General features: G+C 74.5%; 10 protein-coding genes. All 10 read right to left on the bottom strand.

What is annotated here, in order from left to right; translation table 11 throughout:
- Window positions 1-24: 24 nt before the first annotated feature.
- Complete coding sequence (locus tag ACQ4L4_RS13090; protein ID WP_431104633.1) at window positions 25-5355, bottom strand: eCIS core domain-containing protein; 5331 nt, start codon at window positions 5353-5355, stop codon at window positions 25-27.
- Complete coding sequence (locus ACQ4L4_RS13085) at window positions 5352-7412, bottom strand: ATP-binding protein (protein WP_431104632.1); 2061 nt, start codon at window positions 7410-7412, stop codon at window positions 5352-5354. Before ACQ4L4_RS13085 ends, ACQ4L4_RS13090 begins: the two co-directional genes overlap by 4 nt.
- Window positions 7409-9124, bottom strand: coding sequence for a hypothetical protein (locus ACQ4L4_RS13080; protein WP_431104631.1), 1716 nt, complete (start codon window positions 9122-9124; stop codon window positions 7409-7411). The genes ACQ4L4_RS13085 and ACQ4L4_RS13080 overlap by 4 nt, the downstream gene beginning before the upstream one ends.
- A gap of 4 nt (window positions 9125-9128) precedes the next feature.
- The gene (locus ACQ4L4_RS13075) at window positions 9129-14282 is read right to left on the bottom strand and encodes a hypothetical protein (RefSeq protein WP_431104630.1); all 5154 of its coding nucleotides are present in this window, start codon (window positions 14280-14282) and stop codon (window positions 9129-9131) included.
- Window positions 14283-14306: 24 nt separating this feature from the next.
- Complete coding sequence (locus ACQ4L4_RS13070; RefSeq protein ID WP_431104629.1) at window positions 14307-16436, bottom strand: hypothetical protein; 2130 nt, start codon at window positions 16434-16436, stop codon at window positions 14307-14309.
- A gap of 115 nt (window positions 16437-16551) precedes the next feature.
- Window positions 16552-17490, bottom strand: a complete 939-nt coding sequence (locus tag ACQ4L4_RS13065; RefSeq protein ID WP_431104628.1) for a hypothetical protein — start codon at window positions 17488-17490, stop codon at window positions 16552-16554.
- Window positions 17487-17990 carry a hypothetical protein gene (locus tag ACQ4L4_RS13060; protein ID WP_431104627.1) on the bottom strand — a complete coding sequence of 168 codons (504 nt, stop codon included), beginning with the start codon at window positions 17988-17990 and terminating at the stop codon, window positions 17487-17489. Before ACQ4L4_RS13060 ends, ACQ4L4_RS13065 begins: the two co-directional genes overlap by 4 nt.
- A 13-nt stretch (window positions 17991-18003) precedes the next feature.
- Window positions 18004-18318, bottom strand: coding sequence for a hypothetical protein (locus ACQ4L4_RS13055; protein ID WP_431104626.1), 315 nt, complete (start codon window positions 18316-18318; stop codon window positions 18004-18006).
- Window positions 18319-18336: 18 nt separating this feature from the next.
- Window positions 18337-21198: a phage tail protein gene (locus ACQ4L4_RS13050; RefSeq protein ID WP_431104625.1), complete on the bottom strand. Its 2862-nt coding sequence runs from the start codon at window positions 21196-21198 to the stop codon at window positions 18337-18339.
- On the bottom strand, window positions 21198-23621 hold the full coding sequence (locus ACQ4L4_RS13045) for a baseplate J/gp47 family protein (protein ID WP_431104624.1): 2424 nt from the start codon (window positions 23619-23621) through the stop codon (window positions 21198-21200). The genes ACQ4L4_RS13050 and ACQ4L4_RS13045 overlap by 1 nt, the downstream gene beginning before the upstream one ends.

Here is a 23621-nt window from a genome sequence, read left to right as displayed (position 1 = left end):
CCTCGGTCCGTGGGCAGGGGCAGGTCAGAAGGCATGCGAAAGGCGGAAGAACTCCGACGTAGGCTCGACGGCGCCGAGGTTGACGTCCGGAACGCCGGGGCGAGGCCGGATGTTGAAGCGCGGTTGCAGGCGGTAGGTGCTCGTGGGTGGCAGTGTCGTGCCGTGCGGGATGGCGGCGCGGCTGGCTTCCACGATCCCGCCGTTGCGCGCCAGCAGCGGATACCCTGCGAGCTGGTTCTCGGTGAATGGTGCGCTTGCGCTGAGCTTGGAGTCAAACGCGATCAGGCGACCGTCGATACGGCTGTTACCGAGGTTGTCGGCGATGAAGAAGAAGTCCGCCGGTTGCTTGTTGTCCAGCAGGGGGCGGATGCGCACCTGGCGCGAGACCCGGTCGAAGTTCTCGGCAAGGAACTCGTTGCCCAAGTGCTCCGCCGTTCGGCCATAGGAGCCGCTGCCTTCGACCGCGCTCGCGCGCGCGCTCCAGCCCGGATCGTCCCGGCGCAGGCGCGAGGCCCCCATTTCCTCGCGCCCGGCGATCTCGGGCGAGGCGGTCGCTTCGCGGTGCATGGAGAGCACGTCGTCCGCCGCGCCGCCGCCGGACAGGTCCGGACCGGCGCGCAGGCGGGCGACCACGTCGCGCTCGTTGGCCGCGCCCTTGAACAGCGCCTGGCGCTGTTCCGGCGTGTGGAATCCGAATTCGTCGAGCACCTCGTCCATCGTCTTGCCCTCCGCGGAGACGCGGGCGGCGAAGGCATCCCGCACGCCCTGCTCCGCCGGGGTGAAGCAGTCCGGGCACGGGATCGGCAAGGCGCCATTCGAGCGTCGCACGCAGCCGCCGCCCGGCAGCTCGACGATCTCGTGCTCGCCCAGCGTGGCACGCTGGTTCGGCGGCTGGCCTTCGACGAGATTCGGGTGATCGTCCACGAAGGCCACTTCGTTGGCCGCCTCGCGCGGCGTGATCTGGTCGCTCTCCATCCGCGAGCTGCGCGACACCGATGCGTCCCGCTCCGCGCCGGTCGCGGGCGGCGTGTCCTCGACGCGCGCGCGGCTCTCGGACGCGGAGGGCATGGCCTCGTCGGAGGCGGCGGGAACAGCGTCGTCCGCGGCCGAGGGAACCGCGTCGTCCGCGGCGGCCGGAACCGGCTCGTCGACGGCGCCCGGCGCATGGACGTCGTCCGCGGCACCGGCCACGCGCGCCTCGCCCGCCAGCGCGCCGCCGGGTGCGCGCGCCTCGGCCCACACCGCGGCGCGAGCCTCGGCCGACGCGTTGCGGGCCATGCCGAGGTTGGCGATGTCGTCGCCGACGATGAAGCTGCGCGAGAAGCGGCTGCCGAAGTACTCGCGCGTGCCGGACCAAGCGCCGCGCACACCGCGCCCGACGCTGCCCGGCAGACCGCGCACGCCGCGCGCCACGGCGCCCGGCAGGGCCCGCGCACCGCGCGCCACCGCGCCGGGCAGGGCCCGTGCGCCGCGCGCCACGGCCCCGGGCAGCGCGCGCGCGCCCCGCGCGACGGCTCCCGGCAGGGCGCGCACGCCGCGGCCAGCCGCGCCGAGGCCACGCCCGACCGCACGTCCCGCCGCCACGGTGCCGCGCGCGATGCCGCGCCCCGCGGCCACGGTGCCGCGACCGATGGCCCGGCCGGTCGCGACAGCGCCGCGACCGATGGCCCGCCCCGTCGCCAGCGCCCCGCGCCCGATCGCGCCCGGCGCCGCCTGCGCGCCGCGCGCCAGGGCGCGTGGCAAGGCGCGCACGCCGCGGGCCGCCGCGGCCGGCAGCGCGCGCAGGCCGCGTCCCGCCGCGCCGAGTGCCGCCCGTCCGCCAACACCGGCCCGCGCGCCCATCTGCGCGGCGTAGCGCACGCCGCCGCCTGCGGCGCGGATCTCCGACGCCGCCGCCCGGCCGCCGAGCTGTCCCGCCTTGGCCATGCCCATCTGCATCAGCACGTTGCCGGCGTCGCTGACGTTCTCCGTCATCTGGTCGGCCTCGGACTGCAGCTCCGCCGCGGTCTGCGCGCAGGCCGCGTCGATGAGGTTCTTGATGAACACCAGCGCCTGCAGCACCAGCGCCACCTTGCCCACGGCGATGGTCCAGCCGCCGACCGTCGTGAGCACCGTGGTGCAGAACGCGATCACCGGGCCGGTCACCGGCGCCGCCGTCCCGAAGGACAGGATGGTGATCGCCGTCATGATCGCGATGATCACGCCCGCCAGTGCCGTGATCGAGCCCAGCACGATCGTCAGGCCGGTGGCGATGTCGGCCGCCGACTTCAGCAGGTTGCCCAGCGGATCGCGCCGCCACTGCTCCGCGCTGAGGAGGTTGGCGCCGCCGGACAGCATCATCCCCAGCCCGCTGACCACGCCCATCATTGGCCCGCGCGGGTCGATCAGGCCCAGCGCGAGGTGGCCGAAACCGGGCCACTGGATGTTGCCCACCGAGCCGAACAGGTTGCGGCCGGTCTGCCGCAGCGCCCAGCCCATGCGGTCGGTCGCGGTCATGGCGGCAAAGCCGCCCTCGGTCTGGCTCTCGATGTCCGCGATCTGCGCGGCGCGGCGCTCGGCGGCGGCCTGCTGCGCCTGCTGGCGCGCCTCCTCGTTGGGCGGCTCCACGCCGGTCAGCCAGGCGGGCAGGGCGCCCGACACCGCGCCGGCCGCGTCGACGCGCTCGCGTTCCGGCGCCGCAGGCGCGGCCGGTGCCGCAGCGGCGATGGGACCGACGTCCGCTGCGCCGCCGGAGGCATCGGCACCACCGTCGCTACTCCCCTCGGCCGCCATCGCGCCGGCATCGCCGGCGTCGCTCGCATCAGCTCCCGCGCCGGCATTGCCTTGCGGCGACAGCGCGTCCGGTCCGGCGCTCGCGTCGGCCTCCGGGGCCGCGCCCGTGCCTGTGCCTGTGGAATCGGAAGCGCCGCTTGCGCCGCCGTCCGGCGAGCCGTCCGCGGCGCTGCCGCCGCCCGCTGCCGCCTGCGGCGGCGGGGCGGGGGGCGGTGGCGGCGTCTCCACGTCACCGCTGTCCGCGGGCGTGCGTTGCACCAGTTGGTCACCGCCGTCGACCGACCCCGCATCCGCCGGCTCGACTTCCGCTCCCGTTCCAGCGCCCGCTTCCGTTGCCGCTTCGGTTTGCGCTGCCATCGCCGCCGGTGGCTCGGCCCCGGTGGCCTGCGCCGCATCGTCGGCGGCAACGGTCTCGTCCGCGGTCGCCGCGGGCGCGTCGCCGGCCGCCTCTTCGCCAAGGGCTTCCTCGCCATAGAGTTCGACGACCTTCTCGCGGGTCCACGGTTCCGGCGCCGGGACCGCCGCCATGTTGGCGGCGTAGTCGCCCTGCACCGTCTGCAGGCGCGATTCGAGCTCGTTCGAGGTCTCCGCCAGCGCCGCGCCGCGGTCGTCGATCGCGGCGGCCTGGCCGGTGTGCTCGTCGGGCGCGCTCGCCAGCGACTCCATCTCGCCGCGCGCCGCGCCCGTCTGCTCGCCCATCGTGCCGAGCTTGTCGCTGGTGGCCGCCAGCGTCTGGTCCATGCCCTCCAGCCGGCTCTGCGTGACCGCGTTCTGCTGCTGCGCCTGCGCGGCGTCCTGACCCAGCGTGCCGGCCTTGGCACGCGTCTGCGTGACGGCGTCGTCGGTCGTGCCGATGTCGCTGCCGGCCTGGTTCATCGCGCCGCCCTGTTCGCGCGCGTTGGCCGCGGCCTCGGCGTCGTCGGGCGTGTTGGCGGCGTTCTCGGCCGCGAGACCGGAGGCCTCGCTGGCCATCGGTCCGGATTCGGCCTTGCCTTCGTCCGCCTTGGACTCGAAGTTCGGCGCCTCGGCCGCGACCGTCGCGGCCTTCTCCTGCGACACGCCCAGTCCCTGCCGCGCCTGACCGAGCAGCTCCTGCCGGAAGGCCAGGTGCTCGCGCGACTTCGAGACGCCCATCTCGGCCTGCATGACGCCGCCGCGCACCAGCGCCAGATTGCCGCGCAGGGTGGTGGCGTTGCGCCGTTCCTCGGTGGCGAAGGAGCGGATGCGGCCGCTCTGCTCGCGCAGGCTCTGCGCCTGTGCCGCGAGGCCGGCGACCTGCTCGTCGGCGGCGGGATCGGCGGGCAACGGCCCACCGCCCGCATCGGTGGGCGCGCTGACCGCGGCCGGCACGGTCACCGGCATCTCCGGTGCCGGCATCGCGGTCCCCGCCGCGGTCCCGAAGGCGGCCTGCGCCTGTCCCGCACCGCCGTCCGCGAGACCGCCCGCGGCGCCCTTGCCGCCGCCTTTCCCGCCGGCCGCGGGCGGTCCGTCCGCCTCCACCAGCGGATCGGCGGGGGCGTCCGCTGCCTGCTCCGTCTGGGCGGCGGCCTCCTCGACCTTCGGTGTTTCCTGCGCCGGCCGGTCCACCGACGGCTTGGCCTGAGGCTCCAGCTTGCCGCGTTCCTGCGCCAGTTCGCCGCGGTCCACGCCGCCGGCAGCGCTGCGCGCCGTGTGCGCACGCGCCGCCGCGTCACCGGTCGGCTGCTCGTCCTCGTGGCCCTCGCTGGCCGCGCTGATCTTCCCCTGCATCCGCGACAGCACGCCGCCGCCGTCCTCCGGATGGCGGTAGTCGGCGGGCGCGCGCTGCACCGCCTCCGGACGGGCGCGGCCGCTGCCCTGCTGCATCACGTGCGCGACCTCGTGCGCCATCAGCGGCAGGTCGTCCGCGCGCTGCTGCGGACCGAGCCAGATGTGCTCGCCGTGGGTGAAGGCCTTCGCGTTCAGCGCTTTCGCCATGCCGTCGGCGGCGGGGCCGGCGTGCACTCGCACGTCGCCGAGGTCCGCGCCGAGCGAGGACTCCAGCCGCGTGCGCACGCCCGCCTGCAGCGGGCTGCCGGCGTCGGGCGCGTGCGGCAGTGCCGCGGCGCCTGGCGCTTCGCCCGCCGTGTCTGCCCCGCTGTCCGTGCCGCTGCGTTGCACGAGCGCGTCGTCGAGCGACGTGTCTGCTTCGGCGGCGCATTCCGCGCAGAGCCTCTGGACGACGGGCGTCTCACCTGAGACGGTGAATGCGCCGGGTGCACCCGATGCACCCGATGCACCTGATGCACCTGATGCACCTGATGCACCTGATGCGCCGGCAGCCCCGGACGCAGCGGGAAGTCCGGGCACGTTCACCGCTTGGTTGCGCACCACCGCGTCGGCGACGGCATCGGCCTCGCGCTCGAACGGATCGTCCTGCCGGCCGATCGTGAGCTTGGGCTGGACGCCGCAGCCCGGACCGGACGCGCCGTGGCGGGCGAGGAAGCGCGGCAGGCCGGCGGCCGCCGACTCGCCCTCCGCGCAATCGCAGTGCGAGGTGCCGCGATGACCGGCCGACGTCGGCGCGACGGCCTTGGCCCGGGCCTGAGGCGCCGCCGTGTTCATGGACCCTCCGGCGCGGCCCCGTCGGACGCGAGCGCCCGCAGCGCGGCGGGCAGCGGCTTGCCGAGCTTGCCGTACTCCGCGACGAGCGCCGGCAGCAGATCCGCCGCGCCGACCGGCCCGCCGTGCGTGCGCGCCGCGGCGGCCAGCACCACGTTGCGGACATGGCCGCCGGCCAGCTCGCACCCGGCGGCCAGCTGGTTCACCGTGCCGCCGTCGAGCCGGTGCCCGTCGCCGAGATGCGCCAGCCACAACGCGCGGCGCTCCGTGGGCCCGGGCGGCGGGAACTCGACGATCACGTCCAGCCGCCGCGTGAAGGCCGATTCGAAACGCGCGCGGCTGTTGCTCGTGAGCACGGCGATGCCCGCATAGGACTCGATCCGCGAGAGCAGGTAGTTGGTCTGCGCGTTGGCGAAGCGGTCGTTGGAATCCTTCACGTCGGTGCGTTTGCCGAAGAGCGAATCGGCCTCGTCGAACATCAGCACTACCTCGGCGTGTTCGGCGCGGGCGAACAGCTGGGCGAGGTTCTTCTCGGTCTCGCCGATGTACTTGCTGGTCACCGAGGCCAGGTCGACGCGGTACAGCGGCAGGCCCAGCCGCGTCGCGAGCCAGCCGACGGCCAGCGACTTGCCGGTGCCCGACGGCCCGACGAATAGCCCCCGCACCCCGGTGCGGAAGCGCGCGCGCATCGCCGGACCGAGGCCCCGGGCGGCGGTGTCGCGCGCCAGGCATCGGTCGGCGAAGGCGTCGAGCTCGGCGCGCAGCGGCGCGGGCAGGACCAGCGCCTCGTCCGGCACGGGGTCGTCGAGCAGTTCGGCCAGTGCGCCGAGATCGCCCGCGCTGCCGCCTCGCGCGGCCTGCACGACGTGGGCGGGGGTGACGGTCTCGGCGCCGGCGGACTGCGCCTCGAAGCGCGCCGCGCGGCCGAGCTCCGCGATGCGGCCCGCCGCGTGGCAGTGCCGGTGTCCCAGCGCCTGGGCGAAGCCGGCATCGCCCAGCGCGTCGAGCCAGAGCGCGGTGCGTTCTTCCGCCGGCGGAATCGGGACGGACCAGCCGGGGGCGGTGTCGCCGTTGAACTCGATGCTGCCGTCCGGACCGGCGGCGACGAGCAGCGGCCCGTGCCAGCCGGGGATCGCGGCCACGCGGCGGCGTTCGCCGGGGGCGAGTTCGAGGCTCACGACCGGGACCGCCGCGGCGAGCCAGAGCCACGGGCCGAGGCCTTCGGGCACGTCGCCCTCGATGAACACGGCGCGGGCGCGCAACTGGCGGGCGACCTCGGCGGCGGCGGCCTGCGCTTCCTTCGGATGACCGCTGCGCACGACGAGCACCGCGCTCGCGCCGCGGCCCAGCGCCTGCGCCCGCGAGCGGGCGGCGTCCTGCAGGCTGGGCGGCAGCGGCGTGTCGTCCACGCGGCCGATGCGCAGGCCCGGCCATTGCAAGGCCGGCGGATCGGACAGCGCGAACACGATCGGCTGCGGCACGGTGAGCGTGGCCTCGGGCAGGGCGCGGTGATCGTCGTCGATGTGCAGCAGGCCGCTGCGCCGCGCCACGCCGGTGGCGAGTGCCGGGAAGGGGTAGGGCTCGCCGAGCGCGGCGGCCACCTGTGCGGCCAGGCCCACCGTCGGCCGGGCGCCGCCGACGGGCGCCTGTAGCCAGGCGAGGACACGCGCGGCCATCGCGTCTGTCTCGGCCGCGCGGGCGATGGCGACGGCCACCTCTTCGGCGAGCGTCAGCTGCAGCGTGGCGGACAGCGCGACCAGCCGGCGGTCGGCCGGCGGGGGCGCGGCGCGCCAGCGCGACAGCCAGGCGGCGACGTCCAGCGCGCCGATGTCGACACGCGCGGCGCACTCGGCCAGCCAGGCGGCTTCGGCGCCCGCACCGCTCGCGGCGTTCCCGGCAGGAGCCGCGGCCCCCGCCGCCGGGCTGTACTCGTGCGTCGGCGCCAGCAGCGCGAAGGCCAGGTCGGCGAGCGTGGCCGCAGCGGCGTTGGCAGTGGGAGCGGACAGCGAGGCGGCGTCGGCCGTCGGCGGACGCAGATCGGGACGCAGCGGTGCGTTCATGCCGAGTGCTCCCCGCCGAAGTGGAACGCCACCACGCGCCCGAACCACGGCAGCCAGCCGGGATCGATGTCGAGCCCGAGCCTTCGCAATCGGAGCTCGCAGTCGCCGAGCGGGAAATGCAGGTCCACGTGCGTGGCCGTGGCGCACACGTGTCCGCGGCGCCGGACGAGTCGCACCAGTCCGATCCGCCCGGCGCGGTGCAGCCAGCGGCGCGCGTCGGCCAGAAGGATCGCCGCCTCGCCTTGCCCTTCTGCTTCGGTCGCTGTCGCGGCCACCGCCGACACTGCCGCCGCAGTCGCAGTCGCAGTTGTCGCCTGCGCCTGCGCCTGCGCCTGCGCCTGCGCCGGTAGGCGGGCCCTCGTCGTTGCATCGACGTCGCGGGGCATTGCGAGCTGCCACATCGGATCATCCCGCGGCGCGTGCGAGCGCTGGAGCGCCAGGTGGAGCACCGCCGCCACGAGGCGGCAAGCCGACTCGTCGTCCGGCGCGCGTCTCGGCACGCCGAGGTGCGCCAGCACGGGGAGCAGGAACAGCAGCCCGCCGCATCTCGTCGGCTGCAGCCACGGCCACGCGCCCGATCGCAGCGGGTCGATGGTGGCGCGCGTACTGCCCGGGCCGTCGGCGTCGTCCTCGGCAAGCGCGTGCGAACGGGACCGTGTCTGGCGATGCGCATCGTTCGACGTCGATGGCGACGCGCGGGGAGTCTCCGACTGCAGCGCCGGATCGGCACGATCGACGGCACCGTTCAGGGAGGTGGCGTCGTCATCGTGGTGGTCGAGTGCCCGGAGGCGCTGATTCCAGAGCGAGCCCGCGCTGGTCGGGCTGGGTCGGAGCTCGGCACTCGACGGCCGGGACGCTCCTTCGCGACTGCTGGTCGCCGCAGCAGTGGCGCCGGCGGCCTCCAGAAGCCGGTGCAGCCAGCGCGGCACGAGCGCCGCATCGTCCGCACCCGTCGTGGGGGAACGAGTCGCCGACGCCGTCGACGAGGACGAGGGATTCGCGCGCGATCCCATCGCGCCTGCGGCCTCGTTCAACGTATCGCTCGACGTTTCGTTCGAGGCCATCCGCGCGGAGCGGGACGACGCGCCGGCGGACGCAAGACCTGGCACCCGCGCCAGACCGGCGAGGTCCAGCAGGCGATGGCCCTCTGCCTCGTCGAAGCACGCGGCCACGCGCGCGGCACCGACACCCCGCACGAGCGCCGCCGCCCACTGCGGCAGGGCCACGCGGCCCTCGGGCGTGCGAGCGATCGCAAGCGCGATCCGCGCGAGGTTGTGCCGCACCGTCAGCTTCGCATCGAACTCCGGCACCGCAAGCGGCCAGTACCACGCGTCGGCACGTCGGCCCCGCAGCAACCGCGACGCCAACTGCGTCCGCGCCTCCAGCACACCGGCGAAGACGACGCAGTCCGCCTGGTCCGCGGCGCTGTTGTCGACGTCCGTCGTCGCGCCCATGGCATCGCCCGACGCCGTCACCCACTGTCGCGAGACGGCGGCCGTCTTCTGCTCGATCAACCGCGACAGCACCTGCGACGTCGCGCGTGCCGTCACGGACCCCAGCGCCAGCTTCCTCACGACGATCAGCCGCCCACCGTCGTCGCCCAGACTGGCGCAGCGCAGCGCGTCCTCCAGCGTCGGCATGATCCGGCGCACCGCCGCCTCGCCGGGCGCACGCAGCCGCAGGTGACGGACGATGCGTTCAGGCGCGGCCATGCGATCACCTCGCCTTGAACAGCGTCCGTTTCGCCGCCCCCGCCGACAGGCTGACCATCGCCGTCGTGTCGAAGTGCACCCGCACGTCGTCGCCCAGGTCGACCTTGGCGGACACCGTGTGGATCACGCGCGCCGCGACTTCCTGCTGCCCGAGGTCCTCCACCGTCGCCCGTGCCACCAGCGTGTCGCCGCGGTACATCAGCGCCTGCATGCCCACGCGCAGCTTGGTCGTGTCCAGCACCGTCAGCGGGATGCGCGTGCCCGGGATCACGCCCGGCGTGGGCCGCGCCATCCGGCCTTGCACGATGCGGTCCACCGGCGCGTGGCTGGCCAGCAGCAGCGCCATGCGCACCACGTCGTCGACCAGCGCCACCGCCTGCGGCTGGCCGGGCTCGATCTGCGCGAACAGCCAGTCCACGTAGGACTGCATCCGCCGCCGGTCGAGGTAGGCGATCTCGCCCCAGCGCGGCAGGCTGGCGAGGTTGCGCAGGTTGGGCGCGGCGTCGAACTCCGACAGCATCTCCGCCCATTGCAGCCGGATCACCGGCAGCACGCCACTGAACTCCGCATGCAGGCAGGCGGTGACGGCGCGGATGCGGTCCAGCTCCGCCGCCGCCTCGCGCGCCACGTCGGCGCGGCCGTGGCCGCCTTCGGCGAGGTCACCGAAACTCACGACCTGCTCGGCCTGCTGCCGCACGCCCTGCCAGGTCGCGACCTTCAGCAGGCCGAGGTCCAGCGTGCGCAGCGTCGCAATGCGCGGCGCCAGTGCATCGGCCTGGCGCGTCGCGACCTGCACGATGCCGGCCGCGACCTTGGTGCTGGCCGCGATCGTCCGCACCGCCAGCATCGGCGCCGCGAGCCCGGCCACCGCGCGGGCCTGCGCGCTGCCGACCAGCCGCACCAGGTGATCGACCTTGTCCAGCCGGTGCAGCAGCGTCGGCGCGCGCACGAACCAGCTGGCCGGCGCCTCGCGCACCACGCGCAGCATGTCCAGCAGCTCGTCGGGCGCGTCGGGATGCTCGCGCAGGCAGGCCGGCACGGCCGGATCGACCAGCCCCGGATCGACCGCGCGCGTCGGCGCGGACAGCAGGTTGTCGGCCTCGCGCGGCCGGATGAAGGCGATGAACGTCACCTCCTCCGCCAGCACCTTGGCGCGGCGCGTGTTGATGCCCGCGACACGCTCCGTCTCCTCGGCGAGCAGCGCGCGAGCGACGCTGACATCGTGCCGCGCTTCGGCCAGCGCATCGCCGACCTGGGACAGCCGCGCCGTCATCGTGTCGATCTCGCCGCGCAGCGATTCCAGCGCGCTGTCGCAGCGGTTGAGCGCATCGCGGTACACCGTCAGCCGCGCCTCCAGCTGGCGCAGGACCGCGATGGTGATGTCGGACAGGCTCACCGCCTGCGTGAACAGCGTGGCCTCGTCCAGCGCGGCGTCGGATCCCGTCGGCGGCTTGGCCAGCGCGGCCTGCAGCGTCGGGTTGTTGCGGAAGTCCGTCAGCGGCCGCTGCTGCGCGTTCGTGTTGGCCAGGAAGGGATCGTTCGCGAGGCCCGGGATCTGGAAGTCCTGGAACAGCGCGGGCAACTCGCCGCTGTCCTCGGCGGCGAAGGACTCCAGCAGCCCGAGCAACGACATCACCGTGCGCTGCCGGTTGGCCAGCGCGTAGTTGCGCGCCTCGGGCGAGGGCGGGTTCTTCAGCCGCTCGGCGATCGCCGTGGTGCGGATCTCCGACAGCCCCACCACCGGATTGGCATAGATGATCGGCGGCGGCGCCTTGGGCGGCTTGATCAGCACGGCCTCGACCTGCGCGCGCGCATCGATGCGGGCGTTGAGCTGGGCGTTGGCCTGCGACTTCAGTGACGCGTTGGCCTGGGCATTGATCTGAGCGTTGGCCTGCGCATTGAAGTTGGCGTTGGCATTGAGGTCGGCTCGGAGGCCGGCATTGAGCCCGGCGCTCGACTGCGCCATCGTGGCCACGCGATCGTTGGCCGCCGCGTTGATCGCGGCCGCGGTCGCCGCCGCGGTGGCGCTGAAGCCCGCCGCCGCCGCGATGCCCGCTGTGCCCTTGGGCACGCCGGCGGGCGCCGGCGCGGTCGCCGTGGCCTTGACCTTGCCGATGTACTCCTGGATCTGCTGCTGCACGACCAGCGCGCTTTCGCTGGTGGCCAGCGCCGCCAGCGTCGGCGAGACGGCCAGCCGGCCCGCGTCGCTGGCGCTCATCGTCAGCTGGCGGATGCGGTGCATGTCGACCTGCATGTGCGCGAAGCCGAAGTCGGTGATGTCGTCCGCGCGGTCGATGCGCCGGCGCAGGTAGTCGGCGAAACCCTCCAGCCCGCGCAGCAGCAGCTGCGACTGCTCGTGGCCGGACAGCCGCTGGATCAGCGGATCGGCGACCAGCTCCGTGTAGACGCGCACGGTGCCGATGCGCGAGGACGGCGTCGGCGTCAGCACGCCGAGGTTGTGCTGCGGCTGCAGCGCCGCGTTGAGCAGGGGGTTGTAGAGCGGCACGGTGGTCGGCCGCGGATCGTCGCTGACCTGCTTGGGCCACATCAGCTCCGGTGCCGCGCCGGCCGCGGCCGGCCTGCGCCGCAGGTCGCTGAAGGCCAGCGTGCCGTCGAAGGCCATGACGACGATGCCGAACACCGACATCCGCGCGCCGCCTTCGCCGACGACGTTGCTGTCGGGGATCGCCAGCGGCAGTTCCACCCAGCTGCCCGAGCGCGGCAGGGCGCCGCCGCGCACCGTCATCGCCTGCAGCGTCTCGAGGCCGGGCAGCGCCTTGCGCAGCTCGGCGAAGCGGTTCTCGCCCCAGTAGGCGAACTTGATCTGGATGCTGGACGTCGGCGTGTTGTCCGCCCGCAGGCCGCGGCCGTAGACGCCGATCCACAGCGAGCGCGGCGGATTCAGCTCGTCCAGGTAGAGCCAGGTCGTGACCGTGTCGGCGGCGCCCTTCTCGATGACCGTGATCGGCGAGCCGTCCTTGTTCATCAGCGTGTGGCCGCGCCAGCCCGACGCCGGCGGATAGGCGAGGTTGAAACCGCTGGTCGGCACCGCCAGCGCCGACGCCGATCCCGCGCCGGGATTGAAGATGTCGCCGCCGTCCTGCGACTGCAGCTGCGGCAGGCTGGGCACGACGCCGTCGTGCGGCTCGAACGGCGTCCACAGGTCGTTGGCGGTGAGCAGGTCCCAGGGCTCCTCGCCCTGGACGCGGGCGCCCGGCGGCAGGAAGTTGCAGAACCACTTGCGCCACACCTGCGGCGTGCGCGCGCCGGTCAGACCGTAGGCCGCGCGGCCGTCGAAGAGCGCGAAGGCCATGCCGTCGAGGTTCTTCGCCGCCAGGCCCAGCGCGGACGCAGGCACGGTTAGCATCACCCACTGGCCGGGCGTCGGCAGGTCGCCGGCGCGGAAGTGCGCGGCCGATCCGACCGGTGAGCCCCAGCCGATCAGGTCCTCGCCCCAGTAGGCGCGGTGCTCCCAGTTGCCGTCGGTGTGCCACTGCAGCATCAGCGTGCGCGGCGGGTGGTCGGGATCCAGGCAGACCCAGCAGAACAGCGACTCGCCGGTCTGGACCGCGAAGGGCGGATTGGCCCCGTCGAAGAAGTGCTGATGCAGACCGGCGCGCAGGTCGCTGCGATGGCCGCCGCCGGGTGGGGGCTCGCCCCAGGGGCTAAGCGACTCGGTCTCGACCGCGTCGGGATCGCTCTTGAACGGCGGCACGACCGGCGACTTGCCGTCGAGCGCGTGCGACAGCATCGCCGCCTTGTTGCGCAGCCCCTGGCGCAGGCCCAGCGTGCGGGCGCGACGCAGCAGGTTCTCGTCGAGCGTCTGCTGGAACAGCGGATCGACGATCTCCTTGTGCAGCAGGCGCGGCTCCCATGAGCCCAGCGGCACCGGCACGAGCAGTCGCACCGCCTCGGGCGCCGCGATCGAGAGCGGCGCCAGCGACGCGCTCGCGCGCACGGCCAGGTCGAGCTGCTCCACCGGCACCGGCACGGCGTCAAGGTCGAAGCCGACGGGGAAGAAGCCGCTCTTGAGCGTCGCCGGATCGAAGGCGTTGCGCGGCAGCAGGCCCACCGGCGGCAGGAAGCGGCCGAAGGCGTCGTTGAGCGTCTCGGGCAGCGGTGCGGGCTCGCCGGCGGCGGCGACCTGCTCGGCCAGCTGCTCGATGCGCGCCTGCCACAGCGCCGGCTTGCGGGCGCCGGCGATCAGCGCGCCGTCCGTGTACGCGAGGCGCGAATCGCGGCCATTGCCGCCGCGCCGCACGACGCTTGCCCGGTCCAGCCACAGCGGTTCGCGCGTCACGCTGTCGAGCGCGACGAGCGCGATCGGCAGGCCGAATTCCTCCCAGGGCAAGACCTGGCCCTCCGGCAAGGCGTCCTCGGCCTGGAACACCGTCCACGCGAGCGCGTTGCGCAGCTGCACGGCTGGCACCGCGGGCAGTCCGCGCCATTCGCCGGGCCACACGTACCAGAGCAGCCGCGCGCCGTCGCCCAGCCGCCAGTCCTCGAAGGCGGCGGCATCGCCGTAGGTGCCTTCGTCGCAGGCGCTGCGCTCGCAGGGATCCATCGGGTCGGCGCTGGAGCGGTCGCCCGTCACCGGCTGCAGCACCAGCACGCCGATCGGCGGCAAGGTCGCCAGCGAGGCGGCTTCCAGCGCGCCCAGCGCGGCGCCGATCTTGCGCGCGCGCAGCGTCGAGGGTGCGCCTTCCGTGCCCGGCTCGACGCCGCTGCCGTCGACGAAGAAGCCCGGCGGCGCGACCACCGGCACATCGGCCAGCACGCAGCGCAGCGGCTGGTTCAGCACCAGATCCTCGCCGCTGCAGGCCAGGCCGAGGCCGCGGGTGATCTGCAGTTCCACCGCGTGGAAGCCGGTCGGCGCCGGCGGCACGGGCGCGGGGGCGGGCGGCGGCGGCGGCGGGATCACCGGACCGGCCTGGACCTCGAGCCCGCTGACGATGCCGGCGGTCCAGTCCTGGCCGCGCGTGGCCAGATGGCCGGCCTGCCAGGCCTGCCATTGCGTCAGCGCGCCCGCGGTGAGGGCGCGACCGGGGAAGACGTGGGGACGTCGGCGCCAGTCGCCGGCGGCCTCGATCGCACTGCCGGGCGACAGCCCGACGACGCGCTCACCGGCCAGCGGATCGCGGATGGGAGTGGTGCTCACGATGGGTCTCCTCGGAGCCTGGGATCAGGATTGCGGCGGGCGCCTGGTCGCGGCGGTCTTCTTTGCCGCGACCTTCTTGGCGGGTGTCTTCTTCGCTGCTGCTGCTGCCGAGGCCGTCGCCGCCGTCGCCGTCTTCGCAGCGGTGGTCTTCGCCGCCGACGGCTTTGTGGCGGTCGAAGCACTGGAAGCTGGCACGGATGCTGTCGACGCGGTGGCCGACCGCTTGGCTGCTGGCCTTCCCGTCGACGTCGTCGGTGCCCTCGCTGCGGGGCCGGCCTTCGAGGCGGGATCGACCACGACCGGCTCCGGTCCCGGCGTTGGCGCTGGCGCTGGCGTTGCCGGCGCGCCTGGAACGCGCGTGAGACGGGCGCTCAGCTGATCGAGCTTCGTGCCCTCGGCGCTGCTGGCGGCGGTGTCGAGCTTGCGCCAGTTGTCGTTGCTCGCCAGGCTGACCAGCGCGGTGCGGGTGACGGCGTCGCCGGCATGGCGTTCGAGCTTCTCGAGGCCGTTCCCGACGGCACCGTCGGAGAGCTCCGCGCCGACCTGCAGCACGCGGGCATGGTCCAGCCCGGGGTCGCGGCCCGCCTCGCGTTCCCCGGCGGGCTTCGCGTTGAGCGCGCCGAGCGCCGCGGCGGTGAGCGCAGGCGAAGCGGCGATGCGCGGCGAGGCCAGCAGCGACATCACGCTCGACGCGGCCCGTGCGCTCGACGCGGCCAGCACCTTGTCGAGCGCGGGCGTCAGACCGAGTTCCGCGATGCGCGCGGTGATCGCGCGTTCGACGACGACGTCCGAGCCGCCCGCGACCGCGATCGGCTTGCCGACCAGGTCGTCGCGGTAGGCGAGGTTGCGCCGCCGCACGAACCACAGCGAGTCGAGCTTCGCAAGCCGCGCCCATTCGGCATCGGACGGGTTGGAGACATCGACCGGACGCAGCGGCAGCGGAATGCGCAGGCGGGTCAGGATCTCCAGCGGCTTGCGTTGCGCGACGAGGTTGGGCGCGGCCGGCTTGAGGGGCCGCGACACGGTCGTGAGCTTCGCGCGCACGGCGGCGAAGTCGGCGCGCGGCACCGGCGCGAGCACCAGCACCGCCGTCAGGTCCAGCGCCGCCTGCGGCGCGAGGAAGTCGATCGGCGGCAGCGCGAGCGCCTCCTCGACCAGCGCCGGCAGCTCGTCCTCGGGAATGATGGAGAAGTCGACGTCGACTTCCGACGGGAAGTAGCGCTGCGTGAAGTCGGCCGTGTCGATGATGCCAGCCGGCAGCGGGCCGGCCGGCGGCAGCGCGGGGAACTGCGTGGCCGCCGGGAAGCTGCGGCCGTGGAACTGCGCGACGACGTCGGCGAGATGGTTCTGGTGCTGCATCAGGTGCGCGAGCCGCAGCCCACGTGGCGCGAAGCCCAGGCCGGGCAGGTCGCCGCGGTCGGCGCCGAGCTCGCGCCGCACCATGGCCTCGTCGATCCAGACCAGCGAGTTGGACTGCAGCGCGAGCATCGCGACCGGCAGCACGTTGGCCGACCAGCCGGGCGCGCCCGGCTGCGTGAAGATGGTCCGCGCCGCCGTGCCGCGGCGCGCGTCGAGCGCATCGGCCGCACCGTCGTCCTGCCAGGGGACGAGCACGACGGCCGTGGCCTCGATCACGTCGCCGTCCTCGACGGTGCGCGCGCCGGTGAGCGTCGTCGGATAGGCGCCGATCGGATTGGCGGTGAACTCCACCGGCCGCAGGCCCAGCACGAACAGCCCGGTGCGGCTGCGCAGCGGCGCCACCGGCAGCCGCGACAGGCCGAAGCGCGCCGACAGCTGCTCCGTCTGCGGGATGTCGGCCAGGTCGATCGTCAATTCGCGCGGCAGCAGCACCAGCTCGCCGGCGCCGGTCAGGCCCTCGCCGGCGGCGATGCGCACCGTCTGCGGCGTCGCGCCTTCGGACACCGACAGCCCGTGCGCGACGCCGCTGCCGGCGGCGCGGCCCAGGTCGGACTCGCGCGTCAGGAAGTACTGCTGGTCGCGGATCAGGTCGCGCGCGGCCAGGAAGCGCCCGTCGAAGTAGCGCGGGCGCTGGCGCCGCGGATCCTCGACCAGCACGCCGCGGTTGCGCAGCGTCGGTGCCTCGACGGGATCGATGCGCTCGCGGGCGGCGCCGAGGGTGAGGTTGATCGCCATGTCGGTCTCCTGAAAAGCTCGGTGCGGCTCGTGCTGCTGTCGGTGGCTCGTTGCGGCGGAGTCGGATGCGGGGCTGGGGCGGCTGGTGGCTGGTGGCTGCGGGGGTCAGGCGTTGCTACAGCCCCGCCCACTGCGCGAAGAGCGCGGAGGGCGGGAGGAAGCGCCGTCCCCAGTTGTCCACCAGCGGCGCCGCCGCGAGGCGCGCGGGCGGCGTCGCGTTGTCGACAGGGATGAAGACGCGGGCGAGGAACACCGCGCTCGGGTCCAGGTTGCGCGGCTGCTCGGGTGACGGCTCCAGCCCGCCGTCGCCGCCCGCATGACCGCTGCCGGCCCAGCCGTGCAGCACCGCGTCCTGCAGCGCGTCGCGACGCGCCTCGGGGGCCGCGTCCGGATCGCCCGCGACCGGATCGGCCGGCGGCAGCGGCAGACCGCTGTAGGCATCGTCGAGCCCGATGCGCGGGATCATCAACAGCTCGTAGGCATCACGCAGCCGCGAGATCGACACCGCATTGAGCGCATCGAACGGACCCTGCGCGAAGCTCGGCGTCAGCCCGCGCGCGCAGGCCGCGAAGCGCAGGAACACGTCGGCGACGACCGCCAGCGCCGGCAGCGCGACGCCCGACGCGATCATGCGCGGCGAGGCAAAGCGCGCGAGATCCGTGTACGCCGCCTGCGTCAGCGCGCTGCCGGGCACGTTGCCGGTGGGCGTGCCGTCGCCGATGACGGCCAGGCGCTGCGCGTCGTACCAGCGCGGCAGGCGCAGGCAGGCATCGCGTGGCAGCTCGACCAGGCGGCCGAGCCGGTCCACGGCGACGCCGGGCAACACGCTGATCTCCTCGACCTGCGTGGGCGACTCCGGCAGGTGCCGCACCTCCAGGCCCGCCAGCGTGCCCGGCCCGGCCACGAAGGCCAGCGCGCGCGCGAGGCGGCCGCGGTGATAGGTCTGCTCGTCGCTGAAGTCCTGCGCGTCCAGCAGCATGCCGGTGGCGTAGGCGAGGCGGTCCGCGCGCGGCTGCGCCACCAGCGGATCGGCGTTGGTCGCCTGGATGCTCATGAGGGTCTCCTCGACGTGCGTGGGGACGGAGGTCGTTTCGGTTGCGCCGGCTTCTTCGCTTCCGCGGGCTTCGGCGGCTCGGCGGGCTCCGCCGACGCTTCTGGCGTCATCGGCCCGGTCGGATGCTTCGGCCCTGCCGGCGTCGTCGGCGCCGCAGGGATCACCGGCGGCGCGGGCCTGACCGGCTGCGCGGGTCGGGCGGGCAGCGAGGGCCGCATCGGTTCAAGCGGCGGCACCGGGGACGCCGGTTCAAGCGGCAGCCTCGGATCGGCGGGCCGCAGCGGCGGCGCGATCGGAGGCGCGATGGGGGGCGAGATCGGCGGCAACACCACGCGCGACTGCGTCACCTGCACGACGACCTCGTCGGCCGCGCGGCTGGGCAGCCCGGCCGCGTTGACGACGGACAGGCGGAAGCGGTGCGCGCCGACGGCCAGGCCCGCGTCGACCTCGACCGTCGCGGTCTCCGTCGTCACGGGCTTGCCGGGTGCGAACGTCGCCATCGCGCCGCTCCGGTCAGGTCACCGGACCCAGGTAGGTCCAGACGTACTTGACGACCTTGCCGCCGCCGACGTCGAAGGACGCGGAGCCGTCCAGCTCGAAGCTCTTGCCGAAGGACGCGATGCGCGGCCCCCGGATCACCGCGGTCGGCGCGTCCTGGTCGGCGACGATGATGGTCACCTCGTCGGGCTTGGACGCATTGCCGGCGTCGTCGACGACGACGAGCCGGAAGGTCTGCCGGCCGATCGCCAGCGGCTTGTCGGGGTTGACGGTGACCTCGATGGTCGGGACGTCGGTGCTGATGTCGGTGCCGGGAATGAATTCGGCCATGGCCACTCTCCTGCGGGGTCAAACATCCGTCGGCGGCAACAGGCGCCAGCGGTACTCGGTGATCTGTCGGCCCGAGGCCGCGCGCGAACCGCGGGCGTCGAGCATGAAACTGGCGCCGGGCGCGGCCACGGCGTCGAGGCCCGCATCGGCCTCCGGCGGCGGCGCGCTGACCGGCGGCGCGCCGGACAGCCGGGGATCGAGCACGGCGGCGCCGATCAGGTAGTCGCCCAGGCCCAGGCCGCTGCGCTCGACCTGCACCGGCCGTGGCAGCCGCGGCGGACCGAGGTAGGTGTCCACGCCGACCAGCGCGGCGATGCCCACCATCAGCGGCCAGGTCGCGGACACGACGCGCATCTCCACATGCGCCGGCGCCTCGAGTTGCGCGATGCGCCGGATCAGCGCGAGGTCCTGCGGCGCCACCGACTGGTGCACCAGCACCGTCGCGCGGAAGGCGAGGCGGGCGTCGAAGTCGATCGCGGCCTGGTTCTCGGCGGCGGCGGTGGCGCTGGTGACGTCGGCGTCGGCGTTGAACAGCGCCATCAGCTCTACGCGCTCGCGATCGCCGATGACCAGCGTGTCGCCGACGACCGAGTTGCCGCTGACCTGCAGGCCGGGCAGCAGCGGATCGTGTTCGTCGCTCAGGTCCACGCCGAGCAGCGTGGCCAGGATGCGCCGCAGCCGGAAGTCCTCGATGACCAGCACCTCGCCGCCGCGTACCGCGCCGTCGGTGGCGATGTCGAGCGCCAGCCGCAGGCCCAGACGCGTGCCATGCCAGCGCGCGAGGTCGGGCGCCGCGCGCAGCCAGTCGCGCCGGCGCGCGGCCGGCAGCGCGGGATCGAAGGCGACGCCGATCCAACTGCCCAGCCAGTCGAGCTGCGCATCGGCGACGACGTTCGGATCGGTGAGCAGATGGGCGGCGGCGACCTGGTCCTCGAGGCGCGTGAGCACGCCCTCGAAGCTGGCCAGCATCCGCGCGTTGAAGTCGGCCGGCGTGGCGCGCGGGCGGTAGACCGCGATGGCATCGGGCTCCCGCCGGAGCCGCCAGGCGCGGCTGGCGTCGCTCAGCAGCCAGGCGTCGCCGGCGTGTTCGACCTCGACCGCCGCGCGGTCGCCGAGCGTCACCTGCTCCAGCCGCAGCCGGGCGCGCAACGCGTCGTCGGGCGCGCCGCCGGCATCGAGGGCCGCGGCGAAGCTCGTGTCGATCTGGCCGACGCGCTCGCCCGGCGCCTGCGCGGCGGCGCCGAACAGCGATTCGCGGTAGAGCCGCGGCAGGTAGCGGTCGGCGTAGGAGAAGCGGCTGCCCCACACGCGCAGCGCGGCGATCTCCGGCGTGGCGCGCGTGTCGCCGTGCAGCACCAGCCGCAGCCACAGGTAGCGGCCGGACAGCGTGCGCACGCGTTGGCGCGCGTTCTGCACCAGCACCGAGAACAGGCCGCGCACGCCGGCCTCTCGCTCGCCGCCGAGCAGGCCGGGGTGATGCGGCAGCTCGCTGGGCGTGGGTTCCCACACCGCGAGCGGCACCTGCGGCGCGCGCATCGCGTCGTCGAGCTGGGGGATGTCCGCCCCGAAGCCGTGCGGATGCCAGGCGAGCCGGTCGTCGTCGGCCGGCGGCACGGGACCCTCGGTGGCGGCGAGCCAGGCGACGAAACCGGTGTGGGCGGGCAGGGCGGCTTCGGCGAAGAGACGGTGCCAGACCGTGCCGCCGTCGCCGCTGTCGATCATGCGGGCGACGAGGCCCGAGGGTCCGTCGGCGTAGTGGCGCGCCTCGCCGCGTCGCGCGAGCTGCCGCAGCGACAGCGCATGCAGCGGCTCCGCGCTGGCCGCGCCGGCCGGATAGTGCGGCGGCTGCGCCGCGCCGTTGGCGAAGGGGCCTTCGACGGCGTCGGTGGCCAGCGGGTAGACATCGCCCAGCGGCATCAGCTCGCGGAATGGCGCCACGGCAGCGCCGCCCGAGCCCCCGCCCGATCCGCCTGATCCGCCGGCCCCACCAGCTGCGGCGGCTGCACTGGCGCCTGCGGGACCCAGGTCGAAGGCCGGCGCGTCGCGACGGCCGGGCACGCGCACCGCGACGCGGTCCGGCGCGAGCCACGCGACCGCATACGCATAGGTCGCGCCCAGCAGCGTCTGCGGCGGAGCGAATCGGCGTTCGTCGGACCACCAGCGGCGGACGCGCGCGGTGCCGATGCCGCCGGTCCAGCTCAGCAATGCGAGCGCGCCGTCCGGCCCTCCGGCGATGGCGACGGGCGTCTCGGCGACGTCGAGCGGTGTCGAGCCGATCAACGCGAGCCGCGGCGCGCAGGCGTTCTCGGGGGCGGGCCTGAACACGCGCGGGTCGTAGTCGTCGGGCTGCGGCGTCTCCGTGCGCATCGGCCGGCCGGTGAGCCGGGCGATGCGACCGGTCGAGCGCTCCAGCGCCCACACGCCGCCGTCGGCCGCGGGCGCGAGCCGCCAGGGAGCAAAGCCCGCGAGCGACACGTTCACGTCGTTCCAGCGACCGCGCAGGTCGTGCATGCGAACCGCCGGCGTCGCGGCATTCGGCAAGGCGAGGTAGAGCACGCCGTCCGGCGCGGCGCAGAGGTCGGTGGGCGTGTCGTCCAGCACCAGCAGCGTGGCCTCATCGGGCAGCACGCTCTTGACGAGCACGCTGGTCGTCGCCGCGTCCCAGCGGGCGACGCACTCGAGCGCGTCGATCGCGCGCGGCACGCGCTCCAGCGCCGATTGCGCGGCGGCGAAGGCATCGGCGGGCGACATCGCCGGCACCAGCGTGCGTTCGGACGCGAGCCGCAGCCGCCGGCAGCCGCCGTCCCACACCGCATGCTGCACGGCGGGGAAATGCGCGGCGTCGCCGAGCAGCCAGAAGCGCAGGCCGTTGGCGTCCATCAGCACAGCTCCGGCACGACCGGCACCGCGACGGCGTCGGCCTCGGCGAAGGGGTTGGGCAACGCGCGCAGGTCGGTCGGCGCGGCGCTGCCTTCGATGGCGACCACCGACAGCAGCTCGGGCAATTGCCATGGCTGCAGCGCAAGGATCTGCGCGCCGTCGGCGGCAATGGCGGGCAGCGGCTGCCACTCGGTGCCCGCCTGCCGGAACAGGCGCAGGCCGCGCAGCTCGTCGACGCCCGGCACGCGCGAGACCTCGACTTCCAGTTCGCGGCTGCGCACCGCGCGGCCGAGCGTCCAGCCCTGGCCGTCGAGGCCGCCCGGCGCCAGCGGCCACAGCAGGCGGCGCAGCGACTCGCGCACTTCCAGCAGCACCTGGTCCCGCGCATAGCCGTCGCGGATCGCGACCGCGACGGACACGCCCACGGCCACGTAGTCGCAGCCGATCACGTAGAGCTCGGTCGCCAGCGGCGTGCGCACCGAGAGGTAGGCATGCAGGCGCTCGATGAAGGGACGATCGGGCCGCGGGTTCGGCGCGGGCGCGAGCGGCGCGGCCGGCAGCGCCAGCACGCTGACGACGCCCGGCACGTGGAAGCGCCGGCCGCGCGGCTTGAAGCGCGGCAGCACCTCGACCCGGCCGACGTCGACCGCGGGCGCTTCCAGCGCGAGGCGGCGATAGTCCTCCTCCGTGACCGCGCGGTCGCGGTGGCGCAGGCGCGCGGGGATGCGGCGCTCGGCAACGGCCAGCGTCTCCGCGTCTTCGCCGCCGGTCAGCGCGAGCGGCTGCAGCACCTTGATCGGCGGCGCGGGCTGGCCGTCGATGCGGCGCGCGTTCAGCTCGGCCAGCGACTCGGGCGGCAGGTTGCCCGCGCGTCCGCCGCCGAAGCGACCCAGCGCCAGCCGCACGCGCATGCCGGACTCCGGCACCTTGCCGCGCATCCCGTCGCCCAGGCGCAGCGTGCCGGCCTCGGCGTCGAGCTCGTAGGCCGTCGCGTCGCGCGCGACGTCGGGGTCGGCGCTGAGCGCGCCCAGATCATCGACCCGCGTCCACGGCTGGTAGCCGCGGCCGGGCGCTTCCACTTCGATCTGCAAGCTCGTCGGATCGACGGCGCTCATCGGCAGCGGGAACTGCTGATCGGCCGCGCCGGTCGACACGCCGAGCACGCGGCCGGTCACCGTGGCGCGCTGGTCGATCTCGATCGCATTCACCCCGATCCACGCGAGCGGCAGATGCTGGACCGAGGAGGCCGCCTGGAAGGACGCGCCCGCCGCCGTGGCCGCAGCCCCCGCCGCCGCCGATGCGGTCGACATCGCGAAAGCCGCGGACGCCGCGACGCCGACCGAGGTCGCGGAGGCCGCGGACCTTGCAAACGCCGAAGGCGCCGCGGCATTCGCGGAAGGCCCCGGCTGCGGGCGCAACCTCAGCCACGCCACGAGCCGGTCGGCGCGCTCCGGATCGTCGAGCCGCGGCGGCGCGTCGCCGACGCCGGCCTGCGGATTCAATCCGACGTCGTTCTTCGGCGCCCAGATCTGGCGCTCGTCGGGCATCTGCAGGCGCAGCGTGCCGGCGCGCGACAGGCCTTTGCTGGTGTCGGTGCCGGGCTGCACCGGCAGCGTCAGGTAGTCGGTGTCGAAGTCGGTCCGGCCGCGGGTCGTGATTTCCCACAGCACCGGGACCGGCGTCGGCGCGGTGACGTCCTCGAACAGCGCCGGGGCTTTCAGGGCCGGCACTACGCCCATCGACAGCAGCGGCGGCAGCGCCGCGTCGCCGCCGCCGAGCGCGGACTTCACCGCCTCGTTGACGGCCTCCTGCTGGTCGGCCTGCGGCGCCTTGGGCGCGAGCAGCGCGATCCACAGCGCGCGGTCGGCGCTCTGCGCGAAGACGTCGACGCCGTCCGGCACCGCGCGGCCCTGCGCGAACACGGGCGTCGTCTCATAGGCCTTCAACGTTCCGCTGAGCCGATGGATGCGAGCCAATCCCTGCAGCACGTCGCTGCGCCGCGCGGTCTCCGTGCTGCTGAGACGGCGCTTGATGTAGGCCTCGCCAGTGATGGGCAGGACGGTCGTCTCGGACAGCGTCTCGAAGGGCATCGGCGCCTTCAGCGTGCCGCCCGGCGCCAGCGTGTGGGCGCCGCGTTCGGTGTCCTTCGCGAAGGACAGGCTCACGATGCCGCGCGCCGGCAATGCGGGCTTCAGGCCCAGGCCCAGCAGCTTGAGGAAGACCAGCCGCTGGCGCTCGGGGATCAGGTTGGCGCGGTACAGCAGCGCGTCGCCCAGCCACGCGAACAGCTCGATCAGCGTGCGGCCGGGGTCGCCCAGGCGCGGATTGGTCCACTCCGGCGTGTGGGCCGGGATGCGCGCGAGCAGCTCCTCCACCAGATCGTCGAAGCGGCGGTCGTCGAGCGAGGGGGGCAGGATAGCCAT

The sequence above is a fragment of the Roseateles noduli genome (assembly GCF_050626985.1).
Taxonomy (GTDB): domain Bacteria; phylum Pseudomonadota; class Gammaproteobacteria; order Burkholderiales; family Burkholderiaceae_C; genus Roseateles; species Roseateles noduli_A.
This window is presented reverse-complemented; position numbering and strand designations above follow the sequence as displayed.

Bases quoted from the DNA above. Each gene is read 5' to 3' on its own strand.
- ACQ4L4_RS13090 (WP_431104633.1), bottom strand. From the start codon at position 5,355: ATGAACACGGCGGCGCCTCAGGCCCGGGCCAAGGCCGTCGCGCCGACG.
- ACQ4L4_RS13085 (WP_431104632.1), bottom strand. From the start codon at position 7,412: ATGAACGCACCGCTGCGTCCCGATCTGCGTCCGCCGACGGCCGACGCC.
- ACQ4L4_RS13080 (WP_431104631.1), bottom strand. From the start codon at position 9,124: ATGGCCGCGCCTGAACGCATCGTCCGTCACCTGCGGCTGCGTGCGCCC.
- ACQ4L4_RS13070 (WP_431104629.1), bottom strand. From the start codon at position 16,436: ATGGCGATCAACCTCACCCTCGGCGCCGCCCGCGAGCGCATCGATCCC.
- ACQ4L4_RS13065 (WP_431104628.1), bottom strand. From the start codon at position 17,490: ATGAGCATCCAGGCGACCAACGCCGATCCGCTGGTGGCGCAGCCGCGC.
- ACQ4L4_RS13060 (WP_431104627.1), bottom strand. From the start codon at position 17,990: ATGGCGACGTTCGCACCCGGCAAGCCCGTGACGACGGAGACCGCGACG.
- ACQ4L4_RS13055 (WP_431104626.1), bottom strand. From the start codon at position 18,318: ATGGCCGAATTCATTCCCGGCACCGACATCAGCACCGACGTCCCGACC.
- ACQ4L4_RS13050 (WP_431104625.1), bottom strand. From the start codon at position 21,198: ATGGACGCCAACGGCCTGCGCTTCTGGCTGCTCGGCGACGCCGCGCAT.
- ACQ4L4_RS13045 (WP_431104624.1), bottom strand. From the start codon at position 23,621: ATGGCTATCCTGCCCCCCTCGCTCGACGACCGCCGCTTCGACGATCTG.